Source organism: Phytobacter sp. MRY16-398, from assembly GCF_003925915.1.
In the GTDB taxonomy this organism is placed as follows: Bacteria; Pseudomonadota; Gammaproteobacteria; order Enterobacterales; family Enterobacteriaceae; genus Phytobacter; species Phytobacter diazotrophicus.
In genome coordinates this window covers 2,389,909-2,415,467 of record NZ_AP018756.1, presented here as the reverse complement: position 1 = coordinate 2,415,467, position 25,559 = coordinate 2,389,909, and the positions used below count along the sequence as shown (strand labels likewise).

The 25,559-nt window shown below is 50.2% G+C and carries 26 protein-coding genes and 2 pseudogenes; 4 read left to right on the top strand and 24 right to left on the bottom strand.

The genetic code is table 11. From position 1 onward, the window contains the following. Nucleotides 1-78 precede the first annotated feature (78 nt). Together infC and thrS are read right to left on the bottom strand one after the other, a co-directional pair. On the bottom strand, nt 79-621 hold the full coding sequence (infC, locus tag MRY16398_RS11825; protein ID WP_071845866.1) for a translation initiation factor IF-3: 543 nt from the start codon (nt 619-621) through the stop codon (nt 79-81). Between the two features lie 3 nt (nt 622-624). Next, nucleotides 625-2,553, bottom strand: coding sequence for a threonine--tRNA ligase (gene thrS / locus MRY16398_RS11820; RefSeq protein ID WP_041851605.1), 1,929 nt, complete (start codon nt 2,551-2,553; stop codon nt 625-627). 318 nt (nt 2,554-2,871) lie between these two features. Between thrS and MRY16398_RS30565 the strand changes: the two are divergent. Further along, nucleotides 2,872-3,544: pseudogene (locus tag MRY16398_RS30565) on the top strand (SOS response-associated peptidase). Between the two features lie 91 nt (nt 3,545-3,635). Here the strand turns inward: MRY16398_RS30565 and arsC are convergent. The 3 genes from arsC to MRY16398_RS11795 are packed head-to-tail and all read right to left on the bottom strand — an operon-like array spanning nt 3,636 to nt 5,728. Continuing rightward, nucleotides 3,636-4,061, bottom strand: a complete 426-nt coding sequence (arsC, locus tag MRY16398_RS11805; protein ID WP_108700725.1) for a glutaredoxin-dependent arsenate reductase — start codon at nt 4,059-4,061, stop codon at nt 3,636-3,638. 12 nt (nt 4,062-4,073) lie between these two features. After that, complete coding sequence (locus tag MRY16398_RS11800) at nt 4,074-5,363, bottom strand: arsenic transporter (RefSeq protein WP_125124423.1); 1,290 nt, start codon at nt 5,361-5,363, stop codon at nt 4,074-4,076. A gap of 44 nt (nt 5,364-5,407) precedes the next feature. Continuing rightward, nucleotides 5,408-5,728: a transcriptional regulator gene (locus MRY16398_RS11795; RefSeq protein WP_079498125.1), complete on the bottom strand. Its 321-nt coding sequence runs from the start codon at nt 5,726-5,728 to the stop codon at nt 5,408-5,410. A gap of 85 nt (nt 5,729-5,813) precedes the next feature. Here MRY16398_RS11795 and arsH point away from each other — a divergent pair, with 85 nt between their 5' ends. After that, complete coding sequence (gene arsH / locus MRY16398_RS11790; RefSeq protein ID WP_071193831.1) at nt 5,814-6,512, top strand: arsenical resistance protein ArsH; 699 nt, start codon at nt 5,814-5,816, stop codon at nt 6,510-6,512. A 239-nt stretch (nt 6,513-6,751) separates the two neighbouring features. Beyond that, nucleotides 6,752-8,833: a hypothetical protein gene (locus MRY16398_RS11785; protein WP_125124422.1), complete on the top strand. Its 2,082-nt coding sequence runs from the start codon at nt 6,752-6,754 to the stop codon at nt 8,831-8,833. Between the two features lie 198 nt (nt 8,834-9,031). Here the strand turns inward: MRY16398_RS11785 and MRY16398_RS11780 are convergent. Then, a pseudogene (locus tag MRY16398_RS11780) lies at nt 9,032-9,292 on the bottom strand (DUF4113 domain-containing protein); the annotation flags it as partial. Between the two features lies 1 nt (nt 9,293). Further along, nucleotides 9,294-10,445, bottom strand: coding sequence for a tail fiber domain-containing protein (locus tag MRY16398_RS30900; RefSeq protein WP_232034399.1), 1,152 nt, complete (start codon nt 10,443-10,445; stop codon nt 9,294-9,296). Between the two features lie 126 nt (nt 10,446-10,571). Between MRY16398_RS30900 and MRY16398_RS11765 the strand changes: the two genes are divergently transcribed. Then, the gene (locus MRY16398_RS11765) at nt 10,572-10,931 is read left to right on the top strand and encodes a hypothetical protein (protein ID WP_125124421.1); all 360 of its coding nucleotides are present in this window, start codon (nt 10,572-10,574) and stop codon (nt 10,929-10,931) included. On the opposite strand, the gene MRY16398_RS11760 is transcribed toward MRY16398_RS11765, so the two are convergent. The 17 genes from MRY16398_RS11760 to MRY16398_RS11675 all read right to left on the bottom strand — a co-directional run bounded on the left by MRY16398_RS11760 (nt 10,896) and on the right by MRY16398_RS11675 (nt 25,558). Further along, nucleotides 10,896-11,537, bottom strand: a complete 642-nt coding sequence (locus tag MRY16398_RS11760) for a hypothetical protein (RefSeq protein WP_125124420.1) — start codon at nt 11,535-11,537, stop codon at nt 10,896-10,898. The two genes, MRY16398_RS11765 and MRY16398_RS11760, sit on opposite strands and share 36 nt — an antisense overlap. Beyond that, nucleotides 11,534-11,839, bottom strand: coding sequence for a hypothetical protein (locus tag MRY16398_RS11755; RefSeq protein WP_232034397.1), 306 nt, complete (start codon nt 11,837-11,839; stop codon nt 11,534-11,536). Before MRY16398_RS11755 ends, MRY16398_RS11760 begins: the two co-directional genes overlap by 4 nt. Beyond that, nucleotides 11,833-15,522 carry a phage tail protein gene (locus tag MRY16398_RS11750; RefSeq protein WP_125124419.1) on the bottom strand — a complete coding sequence of 1,230 codons (3,690 nt, stop codon included), beginning with the start codon at nt 15,520-15,522 and terminating at the stop codon, nt 11,833-11,835. The genes MRY16398_RS11755 and MRY16398_RS11750 overlap by 7 nt, the downstream gene beginning before the upstream one ends. 9 nt (nt 15,523-15,531) lie before the next feature. After that, the gene (locus MRY16398_RS11745) at nt 15,532-16,056 is read right to left on the bottom strand and encodes a tail assembly protein (RefSeq protein ID WP_125124418.1); all 525 of its coding nucleotides are present in this window, start codon (nt 16,054-16,056) and stop codon (nt 15,532-15,534) included. Next, nucleotides 15,999-16,724, bottom strand: a complete 726-nt coding sequence (locus MRY16398_RS11740) for a C40 family peptidase (protein WP_125124417.1) — start codon at nt 16,722-16,724, stop codon at nt 15,999-16,001. The genes MRY16398_RS11745 and MRY16398_RS11740 overlap by 58 nt, the downstream gene beginning before the upstream one ends. After that, on the bottom strand, nt 16,724-17,428 hold the full coding sequence (locus MRY16398_RS11735) for a phage minor tail protein L (RefSeq protein WP_125124416.1): 705 nt from the start codon (nt 17,426-17,428) through the stop codon (nt 16,724-16,726). The genes MRY16398_RS11740 and MRY16398_RS11735 overlap by 1 nt, the downstream gene beginning before the upstream one ends. Beyond that, nucleotides 17,425-17,778 (bottom strand): phage tail protein, encoded by a 354-nt coding sequence (locus MRY16398_RS11730; RefSeq protein WP_125124415.1) that lies wholly within the window; start codon nt 17,776-17,778, stop codon nt 17,425-17,427. Before MRY16398_RS11730 ends, MRY16398_RS11735 begins: the two co-directional genes overlap by 4 nt. Nucleotides 17,779-17,789: 11 nt before the next feature. Continuing rightward, the gene (locus MRY16398_RS11725; RefSeq protein ID WP_125124414.1) at nt 17,790-20,756 is read right to left on the bottom strand and encodes a coiled-coil domain-containing protein; all 2,967 of its coding nucleotides are present in this window, start codon (nt 20,754-20,756) and stop codon (nt 17,790-17,792) included. Nucleotides 20,757-20,816: 60 nt separating this feature from the next. Next, nucleotides 20,817-21,290 (bottom strand): hypothetical protein, encoded by a 474-nt coding sequence (locus tag MRY16398_RS11720; protein WP_125124413.1) that lies wholly within the window; start codon nt 21,288-21,290, stop codon nt 20,817-20,819. Nucleotides 21,291-21,432: 142 nt separating this feature from the next. After that, nucleotides 21,433-21,897, bottom strand: a complete 465-nt coding sequence (locus tag MRY16398_RS11715) for a type II toxin-antitoxin system death-on-curing family toxin (RefSeq protein ID WP_125124412.1) — start codon at nt 21,895-21,897, stop codon at nt 21,433-21,435. A 10-nt stretch (nt 21,898-21,907) separates the two neighbouring features. After that, on the bottom strand, nt 21,908-22,087 hold the full coding sequence (locus MRY16398_RS11710) for a hypothetical protein (protein ID WP_125124411.1): 180 nt from the start codon (nt 22,085-22,087) through the stop codon (nt 21,908-21,910). 202 nt (nt 22,088-22,289) lie between these two features. Beyond that, nucleotides 22,290-22,970: a DUF6246 family protein gene (locus tag MRY16398_RS11705; protein WP_125124410.1), complete on the bottom strand. Its 681-nt coding sequence runs from the start codon at nt 22,968-22,970 to the stop codon at nt 22,290-22,292. Nucleotides 22,971-23,027: 57 nt separating this feature from the next. After that, a complete protein-coding gene (locus tag MRY16398_RS11700; protein WP_125124409.1) occupies nt 23,028-23,771 on the bottom strand; it encodes an Ig-like domain-containing protein in 744 nt (247 codons plus the stop codon). A 63-nt stretch (nt 23,772-23,834) separates the two neighbouring features. Continuing rightward, on the bottom strand, nt 23,835-24,218 hold the full coding sequence (locus tag MRY16398_RS11695; RefSeq protein WP_125124408.1) for a phage tail termination protein: 384 nt from the start codon (nt 24,216-24,218) through the stop codon (nt 23,835-23,837). After that, nucleotides 24,215-24,655, bottom strand: a complete 441-nt coding sequence (locus tag MRY16398_RS11690) for an HK97 gp10 family phage protein (RefSeq protein ID WP_125124407.1) — start codon at nt 24,653-24,655, stop codon at nt 24,215-24,217. The genes MRY16398_RS11695 and MRY16398_RS11690 overlap by 4 nt, the downstream gene beginning before the upstream one ends. Before the next feature lies 1 nt (nt 24,656). Then, the gene (locus MRY16398_RS11685) at nt 24,657-25,004 is read right to left on the bottom strand and encodes a hypothetical protein (RefSeq protein ID WP_125124406.1); all 348 of its coding nucleotides are present in this window, start codon (nt 25,002-25,004) and stop codon (nt 24,657-24,659) included. A gap of 173 nt (nt 25,005-25,177) precedes the next feature. Beyond that, on the bottom strand, nt 25,178-25,558 hold the full coding sequence (locus MRY16398_RS11675; protein WP_125124404.1) for a DUF7370 family protein: 381 nt from the start codon (nt 25,556-25,558) through the stop codon (nt 25,178-25,180). Nucleotide 25,559 lies beyond the last annotated feature (1 nt).

Sequence of the window (25,559 nt, the reverse complement as noted above, 5' to 3'; positions counted from 1 at the left end):
GCATTGTTAATAAACGAAACCCAGGCGAACAAAACCTGTGAAGCCCAAAGGCGCCACAGGAATTGCTACTTGAAGGCCTTACTGTTTCTTCTTAGGAGCGAGCACCATGATCATCTGGCGGCCTTCGATCTTCGTAGGGAAGGATTCGACTACTGCCAGTTCACTCAGATCGTCACGGACGCGGTTAAGCACTTCCATACCGATCTGTTGGTGGGCCATCTCACGACCGCGGAAACGCAGTGTGATCTTGGCCTTATCGCCATCTTCCAGAAAGCGAACCAGGCTGCGGAGTTTTACCTGGTAGTCGCCATCATCGGTGCCAGGTCGGAATTTGATTTCCTTGACCTGAATAACTTTTTGCTTTTTCTTCTGTTCCTTAGAAGACTTACTCTTTTCATAAAGGAACTTGCCGTAGTCCATGATACGACAAACTGGCGGTTCGGCGTTAGGGCTGATCTCAACTAAATCTACTCCAGCTTCTTCAGCCTTTTCGATAGCTTCTCTCAGACTCACAATACCCAGCTGCTCACCTTCCAGACCAGTTAAGCGAACTTCCTGGGCGCGAATCTCGCCATTGATACGATTCGGACGTGCCGTTTGAACTCGTTTTCCGCCTTTAATACCTTATTCCTCCAGTTGTTGAAGACTGCGGCTGCGAATCTCTTGTTGCAGCTTCTCAATCACTTCACTTACGTCCAGGCTGCCCAGGTCTTTACCGCGGCGGGTGCGAACGGCCACTTTGCCTGCTTCCACCTCTTTATCACCACAGACCAACATATAAGGGACACGACGTAAAGTGTGCTCGCGGATTTTAAAGCCAATCTTCTCGTTTCTCAAGTCCGCTTTTACACGAATGCCCGCATTTTGCAATTTACGGGTCAATTCGTTGACATATTCAGCTTGAGAATCAGTGATATTCATCACCACAACCTGAACAGGGGCCAGCCAGGTCGGGAAGAAACCGGCAAATTCTTCGGTCAGGATGCCGATAAAGCGCTCCAGTGACCCCAGAATCGCGCGGTGAATCATCACCGGAACCTGACGCTCGTTGTTTTCGCCAACATAAGAGGCGCTTAAACGAGCCGGTAACGAGAAGTCCAGCTGGACTGTACCGCACTGCCATGCGCGATCGAGGCAGTCATATAATGTAAATTCAATTTTCGGACCGTAGAATGCGCCCTCACCCAGTTGATATTCAAACGGGATGTTGTTTTCTTCCAGCGCAACTGCCAGATCCGCCTCAGCACGATCCCACATCTCATCGCTACCGATACGTTTTTCCGGGCGAGTAGACAGTTTGACGACGATTTTCTCGAAGCCAAAGGTGCTGTACATATCATAGACCAGTCGAATACAGGCGTTGACTTCATCACGCACTTGTTCTTCAGTACAGAAGATATGCGCGTCATCCTGCGTAAAGCCGCGAACACGCATCAGGCCATGCAGCGCGCCTGATGGCTCGTTACGATGGCAGCTACCGAACTCTGCCATACGCAGCGGCAGATCGCGGTAGGATTTCAGACCCTGGTTAAAGATCTGCACGTGGCCCGGGCAGTTCATCGGCTTGATGCAATATTCACGGTTCTCGGAAGAGGTAGTGAACATCGCATCTTTGTAGTTGTCCCAGTGGCCAGTTTTTTCCCACAGCACACGGTCCATCATGAATGGGCCTTTTACTTCCTGATACTGATACTCTTTCAGTTTGGAACGTACAAAGGTTTCCAGTTCACGGAAGATAGTCCAGCCGTCATTGTGCCAGAACACCATGCCAGGCGCTTCTTCCTGCATGTGGTACAAGTCGAGTTGTTTACCGATTTTACGGTGATCGCGTTTTGCGGCCTCTTCCAGACGCTGCAGGTAGGCGTTGAGCGCTTTTTTATCTGCCCACGCAGTACCGTAAATACGCTGCAACATCTTGTTGTTGCTGTCGCCACGCCAGTAAGCGCCGGCGATTTTCATCAATTTGAAATGATGACAGAAACGCATGTTCGGCACGTGCGGACCACGGCACATATCGACATATTCTTCATGATGGTACAGGCCAGGCTTGTCATCATGGGCAATGTTTTCATCAAGAATGGAGACTTTGTAGCTCTCGCCACGCTTCACGAAGGTTTCACGCGCTTCGTGCCAGCTCACTTTTTTCTTAATGACGTCATAGTTGGTTTCGGCGAGCTCGTGCATACGTTTTTCGAGCGCGTCGATATCTTCCTGGGTCAGGGTATGGTCAAGATCAACGTCGTAATAGAAGCCGTTATCGATAACCGGGCCAATCGCCATTTTGGTGTTCGGCCACAGTTGCTTGATAGCGTGACCTAACAGGTGCGCACAGGAGTGGCGGATGATCTCCAGACCGTCTTCGTCTTTGGCGGTGATGATAGAGAGCGTTGCGTCATTTTCAATCAGATCGGACGCATCAACCAGCTCACCGTTCACACGACCGGCAATGGTCGCTTTCGCAAGACCCGGACCAATGTCCAGAGCCACATCCATTGGACTCACAGCACGATCGAAATGGCGTTGACTGCCATCAGGAAGAGTAATTACAGGCATTTCATATCCTTAATTCGCAGTGGTGACCCACACGAAAGATCACATGCAAAATCATATTTTAAATAATTATCAGCAGGTTAGATAAGGTTTTCGTCTTCACTCTGACGAATGTGTACATGCGCGTGTACAAAATGCTAAATGTACCCTTCTCTTCTACTGATAAGCTCACCACAGATAGTACACGTCTAATCAGTACGATAAAAGGTTAGTGTTAACCTCATCACACACTAAGCTCATCTACTCTCCCTTCTATTATGCTGTTAATAACCAGCGCCCGGACCGAATGCCTATACTTTATTTATCAAACTGGAGGTGCATATGTGCGGACGATTCGCCCAGGCGCAGACGCGCGAAGAATACCTGGCTTATCTCGCCGAAGAGGCCGAACGCGATATCGCATACGACCCCGAGCCGATTGGCCGATATAACGTCGCTCCTGGCACGAAAGTCCTCCTTCTCAGTGAACGCGACGAGCAACTACATCTTGATCCTGTAATCTGGGGTTACGCACCCGGGTGGCGGGATAAAACACCATTGATTAATGCTCGCGTCGAGACAGCAGCCACCAGCAGAATGTTTAAACCACTATGGTTGCATGGCAGGGCTATCTGTTTCGCTGACGGCTGGTTTGAATGGAAAAAGGAAGGCGACAAGAAACAGCCCTACTTCATTCACCGCGCCGACGGGGGGGCCAATCTTTATGGCATGTATTGGCAGCACGCCGTTCGAACGTGGCGACGAGGCTGAGGGGTTTCTCATTGTGACTTCCGCTGCTGATAAAGGCATGGTCGATATTCACGACAGGAGACCGTTGGTATTGACGCCGGAAGCGGCTCGCGAATGGATGCGACAGGACATTGGCGGGAAGGAAGCGGGAGAAATTGCAGCCGATGGTGCAGTACCGGCTGATAACTTTATCTGGCACGCTGTTACGCGTGCCGTGGGTAATGTTAAAAATCAAGGATGGGAGTTAATCGAGCCGATTCGTTAATACTTACAAGACATACTAAGTCGTCTGCTATGAGCGAAAAGCGGACGCCTGCATAGCGTATACAGGCGTCAGATATTTTGAAGTGGGCAAATTACTTAACCCGCATCCCCGTTTCGTCAATGACCTTCTCGCCATCCTCTTTGGTAAACGCTCCTTTCTGACCTTCCGGTAGAATATCCAGCACTATTTCTGAAGGGCGGCAAAGACGAGTACCAAGCGGCGTAACGACTATCGGCCGATTAATCAGGATCGGATGTTGAAGCATGAAATCAATCAACTGCTCATCACTAAATTTCTCTTCATCAAGACCCAGGCGTTCATAAGGCTCAACATTCTTACGCAGTAATGCACGCACCGTAATTCCCATATCTGAAATAAGATTAATCAGATCATCACGTGTCGGTGGCGTATCGAGATAATAAATTATCGTCGGTTCGTTACCGCTGTTACGGATCATCTCCAGCGTGTTGCGTGAAGTGCCGCAGGCAGGGTTGTGATAGATGGTAATTTTGCTCATATCTGTATCTCATTACAAAGTGATGGAGAGCCGCAACGCCAGCGCGGCCAGAGTGACAAACAGCACGGGCAGAGTCATGATAATGCCGGTACGGAAGTAATATCCCCAGGTAATCGTTATATTTTTCCGGGCAAGCACATGCAGCCAAAGCAGGGTTGCCAGACTGCCAATCGGGGTGATTTTCGGGCCTAAATCGCAGCCAATCACGTTGGCATAAATCATTGCCTCTCTGACGACGCCAGTCGCCGTACTCCCGTCAATCGACAGCGCGCCAATCAGCACCGTCGGCATATTATTCATTACCGACGACAGGAATGCGGTCAGGAAGCCGGTGCCGACCGTTGCTGCCCATAACCCCTTTTCTGCCAGCAGGTTCAGCACGCCTGAAAGATACTGCGTGAGCCCTGCATTGCGCAGACCATAGACCACCAGGTACATGCCCAGTGAAAAAATAACTATCTGCCATGGCGCACCGCGCAGGACTTTTCCGGTGTTGATGGCGTGACCTCTTTTCGCCACTATAAACAGTACTGCTGCGCCAGTAGCGGCTATCGTACTGACCGGGATCCCCAAAGGCTCCAGAATAAAGAAGCCGACAAGCAGCAATAACAGGACAATCCAGCCCGCCCTGAACGTTGCTGGATCCTTTATCACACTGGCAGGCGTCTTCAGCAGCGAAACGTCATACTTGGCAGGAATGTCCCTGCGGAAGAAGAGATGCAGCATGACCAGCGTGGCCGCAATCGCTGCCACATCTACGGGGATCATAACGGAGGCATACTGCGTAAACCCCAGACTGAAAAAGTCCGCCGAGACGATATTCACCAGGTTAGAAACAATGAGAGGCAGGCTGGCCGTATCTGCTATAAATCCTGCGGCCATCACAAAAGCCAGCGTTGTGCTCTTGCTGAATCCCATTGCAAGCAGCATCGCAATTACAATTGGCGTCAGGATCAGCGCGGCGCCGTCATTGGCGAACAAAGCAGCAACAGTGGCACCGAGCAATACTATCCAGGTAAACAGCAGGCGGCCACGTCCGTTACCCCAGCGGGAGACGTGCAGTGCGGCCCACTCAAAGAAACCGGACTCATCGAGCAGCAGGCTGATGATAATGACCGCAATAAAAGCCGCTGTCGCGTTCCAGACGATATTCCAGACGACGGGAATATCAGCGATATGGATGACACCGGTTACCAGCGCCAGCACAGCCCCGATACTCGCGCTCCAGCCAATACTCAGGCCTCTGGGTTGCCAAATCACCAGTACCAGCGTCAGTAAAAAAATACTCCCCGCCAAAAGCATCTCAGACTCCATTACATATGATTATTCGAATGTGTTTTTCTTTCTTAGCAGGAGGTGCAGGCTGATTTATCCAGCCATCCACGCACATCCTCCCACATACACTGCCAGGACGTCGTGATTGTTTCAGCGGCCCATGCTGGTATGTGGGGTGACAGACGATAGTGGATCCATTTGCCTTCACGACGGTCCAGAACCAGCCCGGCCTCGCGAAGGATAGCCATATGTCGCGAGATTTTGGGCTGAGATTCGGAAATGGCCGCGCAGATATCGCAGACACACAGTTCTCCTGACTCCCGGAGAAGCATGACGATGGCGAACCGTGTTTCATCCGACAGGATTTTGAAAAGCTGAACAGGTTGTAGCATTTTTCACTCCGTTCCCTTTAGAATATACATATGATAAATCATATATGTTAACTTTGAAATCACCTGCTCTCTCCGGAGAAGAATAATGGAACAATTTCCTGCCCTGAATACTGAATGCTTTGATCAACACATCGCTGAACGCCTGCACCTGGAGGAGCCGCCACGGATTCTTATCCTGTATGGCTCAGTAAGAGAGCGCTCCTACAGCCGCTTTGCCGCGGAAGAAGCTGGTCGCCTGCTGACGGCGATGGGCGCGGAGGTAAAACTGTTTAACCCCTCCGGTTTACCCCTGCCGGATGATGCGCCGGACACGCATCCTAAAGTCACCGAACTGCGCGGTCTGGTCAGATGGTGTGACGGGATGGTGTGGAGTTCTCCTGAACGGCACGGGGCTATGAGCGCAGTTATGAAGGCGCAGATTGACTGGATACCATTAAGTGAAGGCGCGGTTCGTCCTTCGCAGGGCAAAACACTTGCGGTAATGCAGGTCTGCGGCGGTTCACAGTCCTTCAATGCAGTGAACCAGATGCGTATTCTGGGCCGCTGGATGCGGATGTTTACGATCCCCAACCAGTCCTCCGTAGCCAGGGCATGGCAAGAGTTCGACGAAAACGGACGAATGAAACCTTCGTCATGGTATGACCGCATCGTCGATGTAGCCGAGGAGCTGTTTAAAATCACACTGCTGCTTAAGGGACAAACCGATTATCTTGCTGATCGTTACAGCGAGCGAAAAGAGAGCCATCAGGAGCTTTCATCCCGTGTCAATCAGGACAAAATATAACGTCTGCTCTTCGTTAATCCATACTGCATGAGCTTAACAACGTCCGCTCCTGGCACAGAGCGGACAAGATAACTGAGCTGAAGGTCTGCTGTGAGCGAAAAGCGGACGTTCTCATTTTTTCATTATCGTTAGGTTGTAGGACTAACCTATGATAGATCGTTGTGGTACAGGTCAGAACCGTAAACCTCGGATTGAACTAAGCACATCCCTATCAACTTATTATAGGAGTAAGAAATAATATGGAATACAAAATAGACGACATATCGGCCCTTTTAAGTGGCGTTCATGTAGTAAGTGATAATGAAGATGGTGATGGTTGGTTTTTCTCTCAAGATTTAACTACGAACTACGTTCCAGCCAGACTTTCGTTGAATGAAAACCTGACTGGGGATATTGATGGCGCGAGAGTGATTCTTATAAGCGCCCCCGGGGCTGTTGGTAAGTCAGTGCTGGCGAGGGAACTAAGTAATAAAACTGGTAGTATATATTTGGATTTATCAAAGGCTTCAAGTATTGCTGGTAATTATGTTATTGGCGGGTTGGCAAACAAAGATATTTTACCAGCATGGAATTCCGGATCGGTTGGTTTAATAATTGACTCTTTAGATGAGGCTAGGTTAAGAGTAACCCAAGATTCATTTGAAGACTTTTTGCTCGACGTCAGTAAAGTTTCAAAGAGAAATAAGAACCCAATAATTATATTTGGCCGAGTGGGTATTATTGAGGAGGCTTGGCTAATTTTAAGTGAGATTCATAATATTAATTGCCCTGTTTTCGATATTGAATTTTTTAATGAGTCTGAAGCTACTGACTTCATCGAAAAAAATCTTCTGAGATTATCTGAAAGTCAAAGGCAAGAATATAGACACTTATCATCTTCTCTTAGCATACATTCACAAGTATATAAAAGCTCAATCCGTGGTGTAGTTGACGAATTGAAGGAGATATCGGGCGCTGAATCCACTAGATTCTTCGGGTATGCACCGGTTTTGGAAGCCGTATCAAAAGTTATTGGCACCATCAAAAATCCATCTAGAATTCTTGAGGAAATGAAAGATATTTTGAGCGGTGAAATGTTGTTGAGTATATGCAAAGCTGTTTTGTCGCGAGAGCAGTACAAGCTGACTCAGCAGTTATCTGAAAAATTTGACTCAATAAAAGAAGATCTTTATTCAATCGATGAGCAACTTAGTCGACTTGCATGTAGATTATTTAACATCCCGCCGATAAATAGTATGAGTATGCTAAGTGGTGATTTAATTGCTTTGTATAATGATGCTGTTGAAAGTATGTTGCCTCAACATCCATTCTTAGACGGGACGGGAAGAAAGGTTGCTAGCTCTGTCTTTGAAGCATGCATATTGTCCTATGCATTGAGGAGTGAAAATAAAAGTATTTCTAATGCTGCAAAGAACTATTGCCTATTAGGCGTTTCAACGCCTAACCCATTCCTATTTGACTTTTTCGTTGAGTCTAGGGTGCAGCATGGTGATTTAGAAATTAATAGTTCCTTCATAGGAATTCTTTTCGACTCTGCTCTATCTAAGCTAAAAATTAATGACAGTGCTACCTTGATAGTTAATGATGATGAAGATATGAGGCTTCACGTTGAATTTATTATCTCTAATTCGAATGATGAAGAACCAAAAGAGATTGAGTTTACATCCGATGGATATAGCTCAATAGTTCTCGGAACTAAAGTAGGCAACGTTTTCATCAATACGGAATCTTCTGATGTTGAGTTCGTTTCTGGCGAACAGCTTGAGCTTTTCTCACCTATTAGTATTTCTTGTGACTGCCTTCGCATAAACAGCGAAAAGTTAATTGTTAAGTCAGTCAAAAAAGATGAGGGAAACACAAGCGTTATTCTTGAAGCAAACCGATTCGAAAGTAATCAAACTATTAATCCCCCTTTGGTCCGCCCTGGATCTGAGCTTTATGTGAACTGGCCATCATCAGAAGGTTTTCCATGGTCTGCGTTTTCAAACAAGCTTGTAAATTCTAATTCCGACGATCGGGTTGCTGATGCGTTAAGAGTGTTTCGGCGAATCGTTATGGCGTTTAGGTCTCACAGTAAAGGCCGCTTGGCAAGGCTTCAAGATAAAGTTAATCATGCTCGTATGTTACGAGGCGAGGACGGACGAATGCTTTTGTCTCAGCTTGTTAAAGACGGAGTGATAAGTCCTGAAAATCACATGTATTACCTTGAACCAAACCTTCTAGGAAGTGTTGCAGGTGCATCATTCTTACAGGTAAATACCAAAAACTATTCTGATGAGACACTTCAATATGTAGCGCGTGCGATAAAGCACACTGAGTGAGATAAAAACAATTTATATCTTATAACAGCCCTCCTTGAGAGGGCTTCTTCTCATACTATGACCTGTTACGTTGACGTGATCCCAATACGTTATCATGGTTCGATATTAGCAACGTCCGTTTTTGGCACAAAGCGGACGTGTTTCCTTTTTTGTTTTGGCTTGAAATATTCAACCAACAGAAGCATATCGCCTATTGTTTCACCTGACGACAGGCAAATCAGAAAATCTCGTCGTATAACGCGGCGAGAGCATTTCCCTCGTCATCTGCCACTGCTGCTGTATTCCTTGTCCAGCGAAATACAGAGTGCCTTTTCCTTCTTTGGCATTTAGCTGATCTAACAGTGTCATCAGTTGTTCGCTGTCACGACGCGGCGCGTTGTCGTCGAACAGATTCAACTGTGCTACGCCCTGACTGAAAAAATCGCCCAGCATTACTGCGGATTTCTGGTAGCGATGACCGTCACGCCGGATTTTTTTGTTCCAGTTCAGCAACGCGTGTCGTCAGTGCGTCAATCTGCGCCATTAATGCAAGGATGGCCTCATGATGCAGGGCTGCTGCCACACCAGCAGTGTCAGGACTTAATACGTCTTTAATTACGGTACCGTCGTCCAGTTCTCTGTTGCCAGTGACAAAAACGTTATCCGGGAATACGGACTGAACCTCCTGAGCAATGAACCCGATGCCAGGCGAGACACCGTCCAGACGTTTCCACGAAACACCACGGATCATCTTCATTTTTTCCAGCGGTTCCGCAATGCGTTCGATTTGAGTTTTCAGACGCTCGTCAGAGTTTGAAATCCACGTCCCGGGGGCTGTTGCCGAACCGAACTGATCAAACAGATACCTGGTATAACCTGAACTCGACGTCGGCTGGATAGCAATGACCGCCTTAGACCCCGCGCCCTGGACAGCCAGGCCGTGAAACAGGAACTGTGCCCCGTTATACACACCACTATTCCAGCCTGAGCTGGTTAACGGTGTAACTGTTTCTGTGCCAGCAGCGGGGGCTACAGCAGGAGATGCAGATCTCAAATAAACGCTACCGCTGATGGTTCCACCGGTTTTGCCTTCAACTGTATTCAGACGGTTATCATTTCCCGGACAAAACGATCCGGGGGTGGTACCGAATGGGTTTGCTAATCCCGTCCCACCCTGCCCCTGGCTGAGCGGTGTTGTTAGCCCGTTCAGAGAAGTGATATCTGAGTTAGCCCCTTTTTTTGCCAGTGACTTCTGGCCGGGAACCGTGACGGCCACACCGTTTGTTGTGATAGTGACGTCACCAGACGCATTCATCACGTCGGCGAAACCGCTCATATTTTTTTGATACAGCGTCAGCGTCTCAGCGATATTTTGAGCCAGTCCGTCAACGCTCAGCGAATCACTCAGCAGGATGGCATAAGCGGTACCCGCTGCAATTGCCGGGTTTGCCGCTGGCGTTACGGTGAGCTGGGTGGCGCTGTTGATTGCCGTTATTTGGAACACCTGTGGCGGTGTAGTCAGGGAAATCAACGAGCACCCAACCCGGATGAGCGAACCTGCCGCTGTAAAATTTGTGCCAGTGCCAGTCAACGAGTTTCCGGCAATAGCAATAGTGCCCGTTGTGTAAATCATGAACTACCTCACGTTAATAATGATCGTTTATGGCGATCAATAATGTAGAATTGATCGCCAGCACCAATCTGACTATTTTTTAAACTCAAATAAAATGGATATTCCAGTAAATACAGGAATGTTGAAATGAAACGAGTAATTGCCGTCGCACTGCTGCTGACGGGCTGTGCTGCTAATGACAGAAGTTACGCTTTCGAAATGGATTACCCGGTGGATGCGGCCAGGTTATCACTCAGTGGTGAGACTCACGTAAATATTAACTGTGCTACGAGAGAACTAAACGTTATTTCAGACACCAGCAATGGAATATTCAGCCGCCATATTAATAAGCGACTCAGTAATATTTGTTACCAGAAAACGGGTAAGCTCGATGTGATATACCGCTTTGAATCGGGAAAAGGCGTTAGACAAGACATGCTCGCAACACAATACCCTCGCGTTCCGCCAGCATCAAATCCCAACAAACTGAGCAATGGGAATTCGTAAACCACGCCCCTGAATTGTCTGGCTCCAACTGCGCTGATTCTTTGATATATACCTTCCTTGCAGTTGTGAGCCTGTCCATTTTAGAACAATCCCAGAATATCCTCCAACAATGCCATCAGTCGTGATATTTCCAGGGCAGTTGTTAATCAGGATCCACGGGTTAAAGGTGAGGTTTATAGCTAAGGTATTGTTCTGCAGATCGTAGTTCGCTGGCACGTCAAAAAAACCAACCACTCTTGGCATGCTTGATGCTGATGCTGCGCTCCAGATAAGAGAGCCGCTGCTGTCGAAAACATCAAGATAGCCGCTCTGCATTCCAATGTTTCTCGCTGTGCGTATCATTCTTCCCGCATTGTCCTCAAGAAGATTGGCACCGGGCAAACCATACTTATTTGCATCCAGTTGCAACCACCTTAAAGATCCGTCATTCCAGAATTGTTGCTGGGTGTGACCCAGCGTACTTCCGTCACCAAATGGGCTATCTACACGATAAAAACCCTTATCGGTTACGGCTCCTATCAAGCGCTGATCATAAAAAAGTGTAGATCTGTTTTGTGAGTCAACGAGCAACTTCCCGGAACCGTTGTAAACTTCAAATCCGCTCATTGAAAGTTATAAACCTCGACAGTAAAAGTAAATCCGGGACTGCCAGTGGTCGGCAAATAAAATACAGTAAAGCCGCCATCATATGCACGGCAGTAATATTCGTTTGAAACCAAGTCATAAGACGTCAAAATAGATATAAATGATCCGGCTTGGGTTATGCCGGGAAATGAAACGTCTTTTGTCATTTCTCCGGCTGCAAATGTTACAGAAGCACTCCCAATATATCGGATTGCATAATCACTTAAATCAACGGCAATGCGCCCTGCACCGTCCCAGCATTGTAACCCCTGTGGCATTACCATAACCCCATTCTGACGCGCAGCACGTTGTTGCTGTCGTATATTTGAATGAGCGTGCTGGATATCAACATCCTACCGCCACCGCCCACACCGTTAATTTCAAACATTCCTCCCTTATCAAGTCTCCATCCGGCAGAGCCGGCCACATAGTTGTTAGACTGGATATAGTTGCCGATTTTGGCGTTCTCAATAGTACCGTCCTGAATAAAGCTGGCACGAATAAATGTCTGACCGTTCTGAATAACAAACGGCAGCGTGACGGCTGAACCAGCCTGAGACATAACCGCGAAGCGGTCAGCAAGGAAAATAACCTGTGACTGCATGCCAGAAGGAGTGTTCTGAACACCCAGCCCCATCCCTGCCGCGTACTGCACGCCATTCACATCCACGCCCACTTTGACGCTGTACATCGCGTTCAGGTTGCCGTTGATATCTGCTACTGCCTGGGCGTTAGTGGTTATTGCCGCAGTCTGGCCGTTTACCGTGACGCTCAGTGAGTTGATTTTCGTTGCAGAGGTCTGCGTAAAATCAGACATCGTTTTTGCGAAGTCCGTGATATTGGCATTGCCGCCAGCGGTCGCATCCAGGGTTTTCAGCGACTCAGCGACAGCTTTGCTCGCGTCCACCATCACGTTATCAACACGCTGGATACCGGCACTGTTTGCACCGTACTGAACACTGAGCGTCATTCGGGTGTTGACCTGCGCCAGCGTCTCCTGAATCAGCGCCACCGCCGTGTTTTGCACCCCACCAGCAGCATTAGCCGTTTTCCCTGACAGTTCGTCGAACCGGGACGCGGTAGCGCTGTCGAGCGTGGACACAGCCTGTGTGAGCTGCGTTACGTTAGCGGTATTGTCCTCCGTCTGTGCCGTCAGCGTATCAACCGCCGTCGCGCGGGCCTGAGTCTCGTCAGACAGCGCCTGCGTGAGCTGCGTTACCTGTGCCGCGTTCTGGTCGGTTTTCGCCTCCAGGCGCGTCACGTCCGTAACGCGGGCCTGTGTTTCGGTTGCGATGACCTCCCGCAACTGGGTGAACGTTGCACTGTTCGCCCCGTTCTGCGCCGACTGCCTCACTACAACATCAGCGATGGCCAGGGCATTACCAATGATGGCTTCTGCCGTCTGCCGGTTCGCGCCCACTGCCGCCGCCAGTTGGTCGGCGTTTTGACTGACCGCCTCTGCCAGTTCAGCAACTTTTTCACTGCCCTCCACGGCATTTTCAATCAGATCCTTGAACAGTTCGGTATCCTTGATCTGCTCCAGAATGGCGTCGGTAATGTCGCTGAAATCCTCAGTCGGTTTGCCTGATGCTTCAACAAACGCAGAAACGCCGAATGCATTACGTGTCCGCACATACACATAATAGATGTGATCAAATTTGAGGTTCTGAATGGTCCACTGATTACCGCGCCCGAGGAATTGTGTGTTGTCCTCCATATCATTCGTCAGGGGGATCGGCGTCTCGCCTGCATACCAGTATTCAAACGAAGTGTCTGTCGTTGCCGTCACCGACATAACAGGAACCAGCGTTGCCTGTAACGGTCCCGGAATCCATTGAACAGAATTAGGTGCCATGGGCGCGCCAATAATCAGACTGACCTGCGTTTCCGCACCTTTCATCCCGTTTTCATTTCTTCCTCGCACACCAAGCGTGTAGCTCCCGGCGTTGAGTCCGTAGAACTCGTAACGGAACTGCTCTGTTTCAAACTGAGCAACAACTGCGCCGTTCGCGGCGTAAACATACAGTTCGAACACCAGTTTTTTCGTTGTGGTGGCCGTTTCCCACGTAGCCGTTACCTGAACAGTCTCGCTATTTGTGTTGATGATGCGCAGGTTTTCGACGTTGGGGACCCGGTACCCATTCAGCGTATCATTAGGGATCTCAAATACAGCCCCCTCGTCCACAATGGCCTGTTTATTTGGGTCATGCAGCGTGGCTGATATACTGTAAACGGAGTTGTTATCGTCCTCAGAAATACCCATGATGCGGAACAGTCGAGGCGCCACCGCCCCGGTAGTGATGACAAATACGGTACCGTCGCGCACCCAGACAGGAGCCTTTTTAAGGGTCACCAGGCGACCATCCACGCTGTCTATCTCATACTTAGCGAATTTGCCGTTCGATCCCATCAGCGACATCGAATCACCACCGCCAGCCAACTCATAAATGTCAGTATCAACAATGATGGTTGCGCCAGCATGCGACATGATGCGCCCACCGAGGCGCGTTGCCGCGTAATTGTTGTCCATCACTTCCACGATGTCGCCAGGAAGAAAACGGATTGCTTCGCGCGCCATCTTGAAAGTGACTTTTTTAGTCTCACGTCTGGCGGTTTCCAGCATCCATTTTCCGGTGCGAAACGCCTGTCCACGGGAAGTACAGCCGAAAGCCTCCATCGTCGTTTCGTTGTAGCCGTAACGATCAATCATCTCATCGTCTGAGACATATTCTTTTACCTGTTCCCATCCGTTATTTGGATCAGTCCAGGATACGACCACTGCGTTATAACGCTCTGATCGCTTCATCGAACTATAAGTGAACAGCCCGTCAACCACGTTAGCATTCGCAATAGAAGCCACCGGGTCCTGGGGATTATCCAACATTACTGAGAAGCGCATGCCATCCCATAATGCAATACCACGAAACATTCCGGCTATGTCGTCCAGCAGGTCTCGGGCACTCTTCTGCTCGGTGATATAGGCGTTCAATGTAAAGCGTGGCTCCTGGCCACCGTAACCATCGTCGACAAGCTGATCGCAGAACTGTGAAAGGACATACAGGCTACCATCATCAACATCAACATAACCTGCGCGCTTAGCGAGCCCATAGCGGGAATTTTTGACCAGCGCACGGAATATCCATGCTGGGTTATTGGTCCATGATGACTTAAAACCACCAGTCCAGATGCCGGCATAGGTGCGGGCAACCGGGTCGTAGTTATCAGGAACGTCGACAATCAGGCCGCGCAGGTGATACGTGCGCGTTGGCGTGTCTGTATACTGATCACGGTCCACCACGCAACCAGCTACAGCTGCGTATGGATAAGACAGGTTGTCATCGGTGATTTCAGTAAAACTGTTCCACACGGTACCGTTAGACAGCAGGTCACTACTGCTGTCTTCTGTGATACGGCGAAGACGAATATCAAATGGCTTGGTGTCTGGTGCATCAAAAAGATGTGCCTCAAGATATTCCCCGGATATTTTCCCGCTGATGGTCACTGTCTTCTGAACGTGCCATACAGAATTTGCAGCGCGGGTTTCGATCACCATAGTCACAGCAGTTTCATGCTGGTTTCCTTTCGTGTCCTGACGGACAAGACCAGACACGCCAATATTCATGCGCACGCGATCAACATCAGCATCAGTTACCGTTCTGACGAGTGGAGTTGCCTGAGTTACATCAGCATTAACAACCGTCGTCGCCTCAATGGACGAGAAGCCAGTGACTGGCGTCTGTGTTGCTGATCCCGGTCGCCATGCCACGCTGACACCATTGATGGTCACATTGCCCGCGGCATCGGTGACTGGCGTTTTGTTCAGCATAAATGAGGAAAGATGATGCTGGTCTACAGGACCGTAGATTGGTCCCTCACTGATGAGGTCCAGAACGCGGAGGAATTGCTTAGATTTAAGGTTGTCGTCGATTAATTTTGGTGTACTGCCGCCACCGCCACCTGATCCCATATCATCACCCTAACTGATCGAAATATTCCAGTCCTGGTTGTTCGTTGTGTCGATACCAAGGCTAATTACGTTACTGCCCACAACCATCTCACCAAGCAGTAGCGGTACAGGACGTCCCTGACCGACTCGGTTTTCCGCACTGGTAAATGAGTTGTTAGTGATAGAGTTCGTGTCCTGGTCCGCTGACGTACCTGTCTTCATGTGCGAAGTCATATAAAGCGAATACGCCACCGAAGCGACAGAGACGGCAACCATGATCCATGCAGCGGCTACGGCTGAAATTGAGCCTTCAACTACCGGGACAATCAGCACGCGCGTGCCGTCTTTGACACGGCGGTTCATGTGGAATTCAAGGTTTTCACCGCAGACGTCACTGCCATTGATGCGCATGCGAATGCGCGTGTTATAAAAGTCGCGCTTGAATGCCGGACACTGAGCCAACAGGAGACGAAGCCCTTGCGCTGGCGTGTCGACATTCATTGCGATCTGGCGGAAATGTCGTCGTAAATTCCCCGCAAATCCAAAAGTGAGCATTGTTCGTGTCTCCAGATGGAGTGAATGAGAGGGACGTGAATCTGTCGCAGCGGCTCGCGGCGGCTAAGCCTGCCGTGCACTTCGTGGTGCAAAATGGTATTGTCACCAAGCCAGATCATCGCGTGGCATGGGTCGCACTCAGGGAACGCCCGCCGGATGATTACGTCACCTGGCTGAATGGCGTTCATATCAACCTCATAGAAGCCGTTGGCCGCGATGTTCTGCAGATACAGGTTTTCGCCGCGCAACCACCAACCATTGGTTCGCTCAAAGTCTGGCAAGTCGATTCCACAAAGGTGATAGGCATCGCGAAAGAGCGTGTAACAGTCCATTTCGCCATGCATAAACCGGCGGCCAAGCAGATGCGGTACCGGGCGAAACTTACGTAGTTTCCCGCCACTGGCCAACCACCATTCAATACCCGTATCAAGTTGTGCCGTTCGGTCTGCGCCAGACAGCACCAGTTTTGGCTCAGGGTGAGAATGAAAAACGGCGGTGATTTCTCCCGCCGCTTCTGCTTCAAACCAGTCTCTGTCATCAATCCGGAAGTTTCGCGCTGGATCCGGATGCGTGTTACGACATCGCCACAGGCGGTCGCCGTCGATAATTAGGCCGCATACTTCATCGCCCGATGAGGTGGCATAGGCCAGGCATTCAGTTTCAAGCATCAGGACACCTTTGAGGAGCCGGGGTAGCCGCCGTATGGCAGCGAACTCGGTTTAGGGAAGCGCATACGGCACCCGCTGCGATGCTTAGAGCACTTATCGCGTGACAGGTCAGAGGTTGGGTTATCCTTCTCATCCGCCACCGCGCCGCCGGAATAGCCGCAACCATCGCCGCGATACACCCACTGGCACACGTCGGCGAGAATGGTGCGCGCCGGGATAATGGCATTATCGCAGTCCACGGGCGTGGCCAGGTTGTAGGTGACAGTCTCGAACGTCTCTTCGGCCATTTCCTCAATGACGTAGCGCGACACAGCCTCCATGGTAGGATCTGCATCAGCGTTTCCGTTCGGGAAGTTCACCGCATCCAGATGCTTAACCAGCACCTGTCGGCGAGTCACCACCGCGCCCAGCGCATCATCGAAATCGTGGTTAATGCCAGTAATCAGCCCGGTTATGTTCGCTACCTTCATCGTCGGGCGCGAGTACGTCCCCTCCGATTTCACTTCGAAGCCTTCTACAGCGATCGGATAGGCCGAGTAAGCGCGCCCCTGCCAGATGACATCGTTGTAATAACCGTTAGTTCCTGCGTGGAAGCGGATAACATCGCCTCCGAACGACTGGAGGTCGACTTCAAACAGGTCTAGCATTGCGCCAACACCGGCATCAACACTCTCGATGATTAGTTCTGCTGGTATGTCTCTCATCGCGGCACCTGCTCAAATGTTCCGGTTAACGTGTAAACGCCTTTGTTCTTCTGCATCGACCATGAACGGCACACATACAACCCTTGCACCCCAGTATCAGGTGGCGTCCAGTAGAACGATTCAACGGCCATGCGAGCCCTGAGAAAAGCATCCACAGCTTTTGCCACATTTGGCCTCACGCATTTCGAATCGTCATAACCAATAAACGTCAGCGGGTATTTCCCCAAAAGTGGGTTGATACCCTTTACCTGACGCTGTTCATAGCCATCGCCTAACTTCACGACGGCTACATCAGGCGTACGCTCGCCCGTGAATCCCGTCTGGGGGATCCATGTGAAAGTTTCTGGCATGGTACTTCCTGTTATTTGCGGGGTTGAAGCATGCCGCCGGGGCGAGTGCTTTGGTCTTTTATCTGGTAGAGGGCGACCTGTTTCATCATTCCGGCCATTTTCTGCATGGTGGCGTCGTCGATACCGTTCGTGGTCTGGATGTTGAACGCCACATTGAACACGGTGTAGCCTCCGTTACTGCCTGAATTGCCGATATCCTTATTACTGATCACCCGTCCATTGTCACCAGGAATCATGTACTGGCTGCCATTGCTGGCTTTGAAGATTTCAGGCTTCCCGCCCTCACCTACACGGTACATTGAGTTTGCCGAAACAGGGCCGCCGTTATAACGGGCACCCGCAAGCGCCATACCCTTTGCAGACAAAAGAGAACCGGCGTAGGCAGCCTGCCCAACAGCCGCCGCGCTACCATACGTTGCAATTGATGCGCTGACTGCAGCGGGTGCCCATGCAGAAGCAGCCGCAGTAGCTTGGGCCATTGTGGACGCCAGCGACGCTGCGGCTGCGGCCTGTCCCATCAACTGAGCCTTAACCCACTCTATGCCCATCTGAACAAGACTGGTAATTACGCTGTTGAGTATCGTTGAACCAATATTGGCAAACGCCTCCTGCAAACTCTGCGTGCCGTTAATCAGCCCGGTTAACGCGCTCGACGCACCACTTTGCAATCCTTCAAGTGAAGACGCCAACAGTTCATTCGCCTGACTCTGGTTACGATAAATTTCCCACTGCGCGGCGATGCGCTGCTGTTCGTACTGCGTATCTGCAGCGTTACGAAGCGCCAGCGCATTCTCATGCGTCAGTACACCCTGCTGCTCAAACTGCTGGATCAGTGCCAGTTCCTGTGCATGCTGGTTTGCCAAGCGCTGCACAGGATCGACCTCTCCGGCCGCCGACTGCAACGGCGTCACTGCCTGTTGTGAGCGGATTTTCGCAATATTAGCCTGATGCTGTTGCTCGAGCTGCTCGCTAGTCTGGTCGTACTGCTGTTGCGTGATTTTCTTCGCATCCAGGGCCGTTTTCAGGTCTTGCATATCCTGTTTATAGGACGCGTTTTCCTTCGTTTCCGGCAGCAGTTTCTCGGCAGCAGCTTGTGCTTTCAGTGCGTTCGCCGCGTCCCATTTTGATGCGGCATACTGCCCAGCCTGCGCGATTTGTTGTTGCGTGGCCCCTTTACCAAGTGACTGCTGAGCGGTAAGGATTGCCTGCTCACGGCTTAATTGCTGAGTGCTGTCTGCTGCCAGTTCTGACTGCTGTTTCAGGTTAGCCAGTTTCTGGGAGATACTTTCTTGTTGAGATGCACCTTTCTTGTTCTGGGCATCCAGTTTCTTCTGCGCATCGATGTTGTTATAGGTCGCAGCCGCATCATTCATCATCTGCACGGTATGCGGATCGTCCTTCGCGAAACCAGCATCTTCCGCAGCGTATTGAGCCTGCAGTTTTGCCCTGGCTGCCCCCTGTTTTTTGGATAATTCCAGGTTGCGCTCAGACTGCTTGATTAAACCTTTCTGACCAGATGTCAGGTTATCAGTAGCCGCCTTTAACCCATCAACTCTTAACTTTGCTTCTCCAGCCGCAGCGGCAAGGCTAATCAATTTCTCTGCCAGTGAATTTATTGAATCTTGCCCATCTGTTGAAGATGATTTCAGTTGTTGTAATTTTAGGGCAAGGTCTTGCAGGGCCTGAGGAGAAGGGTTTTTACTCAAATCAGAAAGCTGTTTGGCAAGATCAAATGCAGCCTGCTGGCTGATGCCAAACCTACTGGCAAGAGTATTTACGGTTGCAGAGAGAGAATTAGTCACTCCAGATGCATACTGGCCCAGACTGTTAGCCTGAGTAATTGCCTCACTCCAGTTATCGGTAGTGATTTTAAGACCCGCGAGCTCATCATTGAATTTTTTGATACTTGGCGATGCTCCACCGAAAGCAGCCATTGCTCTGTCGCCAAGTGTAACAAAGGAGTCAGCAGCGTCACTGATGGCTTTCGGTATCTTGGCGATTGCCTGGTTATATTCAAGCAATGCTTGATTACGCATAAGTGTAGCCACTTCGGCATTAGTTCTGGCAAGCGCGGCATATTTATCAGAGAGTGCTGCCACCCCCTGAGATGAAATGGTGATTACCTTATCCATGGCTTCGGCGGCATCTTTCAGCGCATCCATGGCATTTTTACCGCCATTTAGTGAAGTAATCAGAACACCAGTCAATACCGAACCCAGTGCAATGATAGCGCCGATCACCGCGCCGCCAGGCCCAAATGCACCAGCAAGCTGAGAGCCCTGCTGGCTGAATGCCACCAGCGCGGATTGGCCGCCCTGTACCTGGACGATAAAGTCCTGCACCTGATAACCAGCCTGTTGCATGGTGGTTTTCCAATTGCCGTGGCTTTTCGAGCTGGTATCCGTGGTGTTCTTCATGTCAAACAGCCGGCCAGTCAACTCACCTATTTTCTGTTTTTCTTCTTCTGTTGCTGATGATCCGGCGCGTAACTGAGCAGCAAGAATTGCCGCGCTACGAGCTGAACCTTCCTGCGCTTCTTCGAGCACAGCCAGTTGGTTTCCGAGCCCCTCAATTAAGGCCTGCGCACGGCTAAATTCACTGCCAACACCGCTTGCACCCGATTTTGCCTCTTGCATCGCGCGAGCAATAGCATTCAACGAAGAACTGGATGAACGTGATGCGGTGTCTATCGATTTCACGTACGCGGTCAACTCATCCAGAGAGCGCCCGGCAGAAGACGATGAGTCGCTTACGCTGTCCAGATCTTTGCTTGCTTCGATAAACGACTTGTTTAGTCCATCCAGCGCCTTCCCTGCGTCACTTGCATATTTATCGATGGAATTAAGACCTTTACCGGAATTTCTGGCCGCAGTGTCGATTTTATCCAGGGCATCCTGGGCCATGCGGCCGGCTTCTAGCAAGGGCAGCACATCTGCACTGATGTCATAAACGATACTGCCTGCGTTCTGTTCAGTCATTTACTTTTCTCCAGGCAATAAAAAACCCCGCCGGAGCGAGGTTGATTTTATAAAAATTGGTTACTTACACTTCGAGCTGTATACCAATTCGTATTGTTTGTTCTCTAAATTAATTTGGTTTTTACCGAATTCACCTGATGATGCAAGTGAGTACATAGGGTATTTAGAAGGTTTCAGCGTTACGCTGCCTGATTTGACATCGTAAACGAAGCGCGCACCTATGCGGCTAAGCTCTGTTCTACCGCTAACGATGCCGCACACTGAATCAAAGTTATCCGTTCTTTTTACTTCGACCGAGCTAAAATCCAAGCCGTAACCGGGATTAAAGTCGTTATCACATTTTGCTAAGGCATTTGCCTGAGAGATGGATCCTGCTGATGCTAGTATTTTCCATTTAGCGCATTCATCTGGCTTGTAGCGTGTTTCTAATATCTTTGTGACCGCTGCTTTAGCTAATGAAATGGTTGATACATCATTATTTGCAAAGCTTGGTGCAGCCAAAATAGAAAGCACGATTGCCAGAACTCTTTTCATATCCCTATCCCCATCGGTAAAAGTGATCACATCCTACCCAGGAATAGCACAAGCGCAACGGAGATGATGGTTTGTTGGGTTCAGAAAGCAGAAAACCCGCCGGAGCGGGTTTAATTTTTAAGAAGCGGTTATAGAACGCCAACTACGGATTTAAGTTAATCGCATCAACTATCATCGTCTGGACACAAAGTTGCCTGGCGTCGTAGGTTCGTGACCAGTGACAAAGCCAATTCTCCAAGTCCACTGCATCATACTCTTTTTTCGCGAGACCTTCGGCGATTATGACAACCTCTTCCCCTGGAGCTGTAAGTTCATAGCCGTTAAGTAAAAGGAAGATGTAACCAGCCATCATAGCAGTACGTTTGTTAGCGTTTGCGAAGGGGTGATTTTGTATGATGCTTTCAATGAGAGCTGCGGCTAATTTAAACATATCATCCGTCTGCTCATACCATCTAACCATGCTTGGTCGTGCCTGCGATGAACTGAGATTGTTTTCGCTTAAGACGCCAATTTGTTCGTTTGGCGTTTGGGTTTCAATTAACCGTCTGTTAATACTAATCAAATCATCGACAGAAAGATAATTTACACCCTCAACAATCTCAGCCATGAGCACCTACTTAGACGCGAGACAGTTCTTCCATGGCTCCCTCATATCGAGTGAAACCAAAGTCAAATGCATTTTTAACTTGTTCTGCATGACTGCAGTTTTCATCCATAGCCGCTCGTGGTGCCGCCTTGGTGTTTTTGTCACGGGGCGGAATGTACAAACGATCCGTCTTTCTCAGTGCGTGACTCATAGTGAAGCCCTCAGAATGCCTGCACTTAACGTAGTGCATAAAATTACAGTGCATTACATGTAGTAAGTACACTTTAAACAACAGTAGTTGTGTTTGTTCATTTAATACCATTACTCATATTTGATCAAGATGAAACTAAGTGAATCAGAATGAACTCTAGTACTTCTTTTGTGAGGTGCTAAAAGATATTGAGAGGTTCATACTATAGTCCACTATCACTACAATTCGCCAATCGTCTCGTTTTTCTTGCCATGTAATCTTCGGCTACCGCGTCGTACTCCTCACGTGTAAACCCTTTCTGATCAGGGTATTTGGCGGCCAGCAGGAGCTGAAACTCTGTCATAGTCAACGCCGCGGCCTCATCGCGGCCCATACCAAAGTGCGAGCGCGCGGCGCTGATGTAATCGAACGCCCTGAACTCGCTCGTCGTTTCACCTGATTCGTGGCGCTGCAGCCGGCGCACCTTCGCTTTGCCTATTACGCCATGCTGCAGTAACTGCTGTGCCATCACAACAATGTCATTACGGGGCATCATACCGGGCCGATACACGACATAGCGTGACCACCCTTTCCACTCGCCGATAATGGCGGTCAGGTCTTCTTCGCAGCATGCCTGCATAACATGCATCGCCGCCGATAGCAGACGATCAGCCAGCAGATTGAATGATGGCGACACCCAGGCGGGAATGCATTTCAGCGCCCCTACGCAAGCCACCAGCAACTGCTGCGCATCGCTGCCATTGACGGTGCCGTAAATCCTCACAATCTCGGCCGGTTCGCCCAGGCGGGCCATCGCAGCGAATGAGGGGCGCAGCAGGAAATCTTTACCTCCTTCCCGGCTATCACTGATGCCGATTTCGCCAATTTCTTTTAATGCTGTCATAGGCCATTCCGTGAACGATTATTATCAAGGGCAGCGCGCCGCCCTTTGTAATAGCCGCTAGCTGACGGTAACGGTGTGCGTGGCAACCTTGTTGCCTTCGACGGTATTAACGACGATTTGCGCGGTACCCGTCGCAACACGGGTGACCGTGACTGTATTCCCGGACACAGTTGCTGTGGCTTTCGTTGCGTCAGTCGTAGCAATGGTGAAGCCTTTGTTGCTGGCATCGGCCGGGGCGATATTCACCGTAAACGTGCTGGTACCGCCTGCAGCCCCGGTGCTGGTTGTCGGGGTAAGCGTCACGCCAGTCACAGGGATATCGGTGACTTCGTTCACTTCGATAGTGCTCGCATCGCCGACTTTGAACTCAGTAGAAAACGTCACGATGTCGTTGGTACCACCGTCAGAGCTCAGCGCCGTGATGTTCATATAACCGATAAACTCAACCGGGCCATAATCCATGCGCACCCACAGACCGGGCTGACGCTTGGCCTTAAGCTCACCAGCAAAATAAGCGATGTACCGGCCAACGCCGTACTGATCCAGCTTATCCTTTTTGCGAACCTCACCCTCAAAGCTAAGAGTGAAATCACTGTTGGTGATGATGGTTTCGACATAACCGCCGCCGTCATCTGCATCACTGGTCACGCTGTTCGGGTTAAAGTCGAAACCCTTCGACGTGCCCGCAGCTAAAGACTTCCACTCAGATTCAAGCGGTTTGACATCCGGGCAGCCGTCAGCGACTTCAAGCACGACCGCGCCACCGAACAGGCGCTCGTTTGAGTTCTGGCAATCAGCCATGTGAAACTCCTCTTTGACGTATAAAAGAAAACCCGCCGTAGCGGGTTATTTGGTTGGGATTGGCTAATCACCGTAAGTGCAAACGAACTGGAGACGGAAAACTATTCGCCCTTCTTCTGTAAGCACCGGCGCGGGAATTGAGCCCATATTCTGGATATAGCCGACGCACTCATCAGCCATGGGGTTGGCCTGGACATAATCAACAATGCGCTGAACTGCACTAAGCGCATCGCCGCGTTTGTCCTTCGCGCCGACAACATCGACCAGGACGTAATAATCAGAGCCCAGCGCATTCCTGATTGATGAGCCACCGTTTGGCCTGAATACCATGACCGCCGTCGACGGGTCTCCAGGGTCGTCGTATAAAAGCTTCTGCACCGTGAAACCGTCTGTAAGCCCGGCGTCGCCGAACATGTTACGGACGCGCTCATGCATCATGGGTGTCATAGCGACAGCTCCTTGCGCATCACGGCGTCAATCTGGTCTCTGGTCTCGTTACCTGCCTTTGTCAGAAACTGAGGTTCGCCGTGCGGGTCCCAATAGTTGCCAGTACCCGTACCGCCGCCGAACTCCTGCCCTTCTCTGGTTTTACCGAAGTGCGCACGAGGCTGACCTTTGAGTTTGCCCGGCATAGCGTGGACATATGCAGCATAGTTTGCTGAATAGCCTACCCGCCCGGTGATGCGTGTTCCGTTCACCATTATTTCGCAAAACTGACTGTTGAGAAGTGTTGAAGTATCTACAGGAGTATAAATCGCCGCCTGGGCGCCAACGATGAGCAAGGCAGACTGAATTCCGCGAACAACTTTTCTCCCCTGAATGTCATCAATGATACGGTTCAGATTAGCCTTGGCCTGCTGAATCCCTTTCACCTTAACACCCATATCAGACTCCTGTAATAATCGCGAAGTCATCCGCGAGGCGATCAAAAGTATCGGCATAACGGATAACTTGCCGCACTTCGTCAGCGCCAGCTCTGACCGGGTCCGTTTCTGTCGACTCGCCAATCAGCAGGTAATCACCTGCCGCTGCCAGTGCCTCTGTCCAGATGGTATTCTTCACGACAATTTCAGTGCCAAGGCTACCTATGCGCTTCGAAAGACCGCCCTCATAATCACATAAGATGATCTCTGGTTCCGCATAACCCAGCGGATCGCCGTTCTCGTCTTTCCCGGCAAGCTTTCGCCAGATAGTTGCCTTAGCGGTGTATGACCAGTTGGCTATCGACGACATGGCCTACTCCCTCCATTGCAGCACAACCGCGCCTGTCGCCCGGATGTGCGGGCAGTTAATGAACCACTCACCGTCCGATTTGACGTACGCTGTCGTTTGCTGCCCGGTATCGGTGATTACCCACACGCGCGAGAATGAACGAGGCAGCCGATGCTTAACGGATATCCAGGCCATCAGCAGCCCCCCACCACATCGAAAAATCCGACACTATTACCGACGCTGATTGGCAGTGCACTGGTGCACCCGCCCGTATCGAGGTGGGACAGAGAATCGCGTAACCATGTGATGCTGTCTTCGCCATAATCAAACGAACGAGACGCGCCAGATGGTGCCCCCTGTGATTTGATGCGGCGGGCGCCGGAAGACGTTGTCATCAACGCGGCGGCATACATCAGGATGAGTTTTGCGGTGCAGTCGTCATATCCCGCGCCATCAAGACACGGAATGATTTTGTTTACCACGCAGAGAATCGGCTCCAGTAACGCGCCCGGGATGGAGTAACCCAATTCACCGAGGAACGCATGCACGTCTGCCGCTGTGATTGGGTCAGCCATG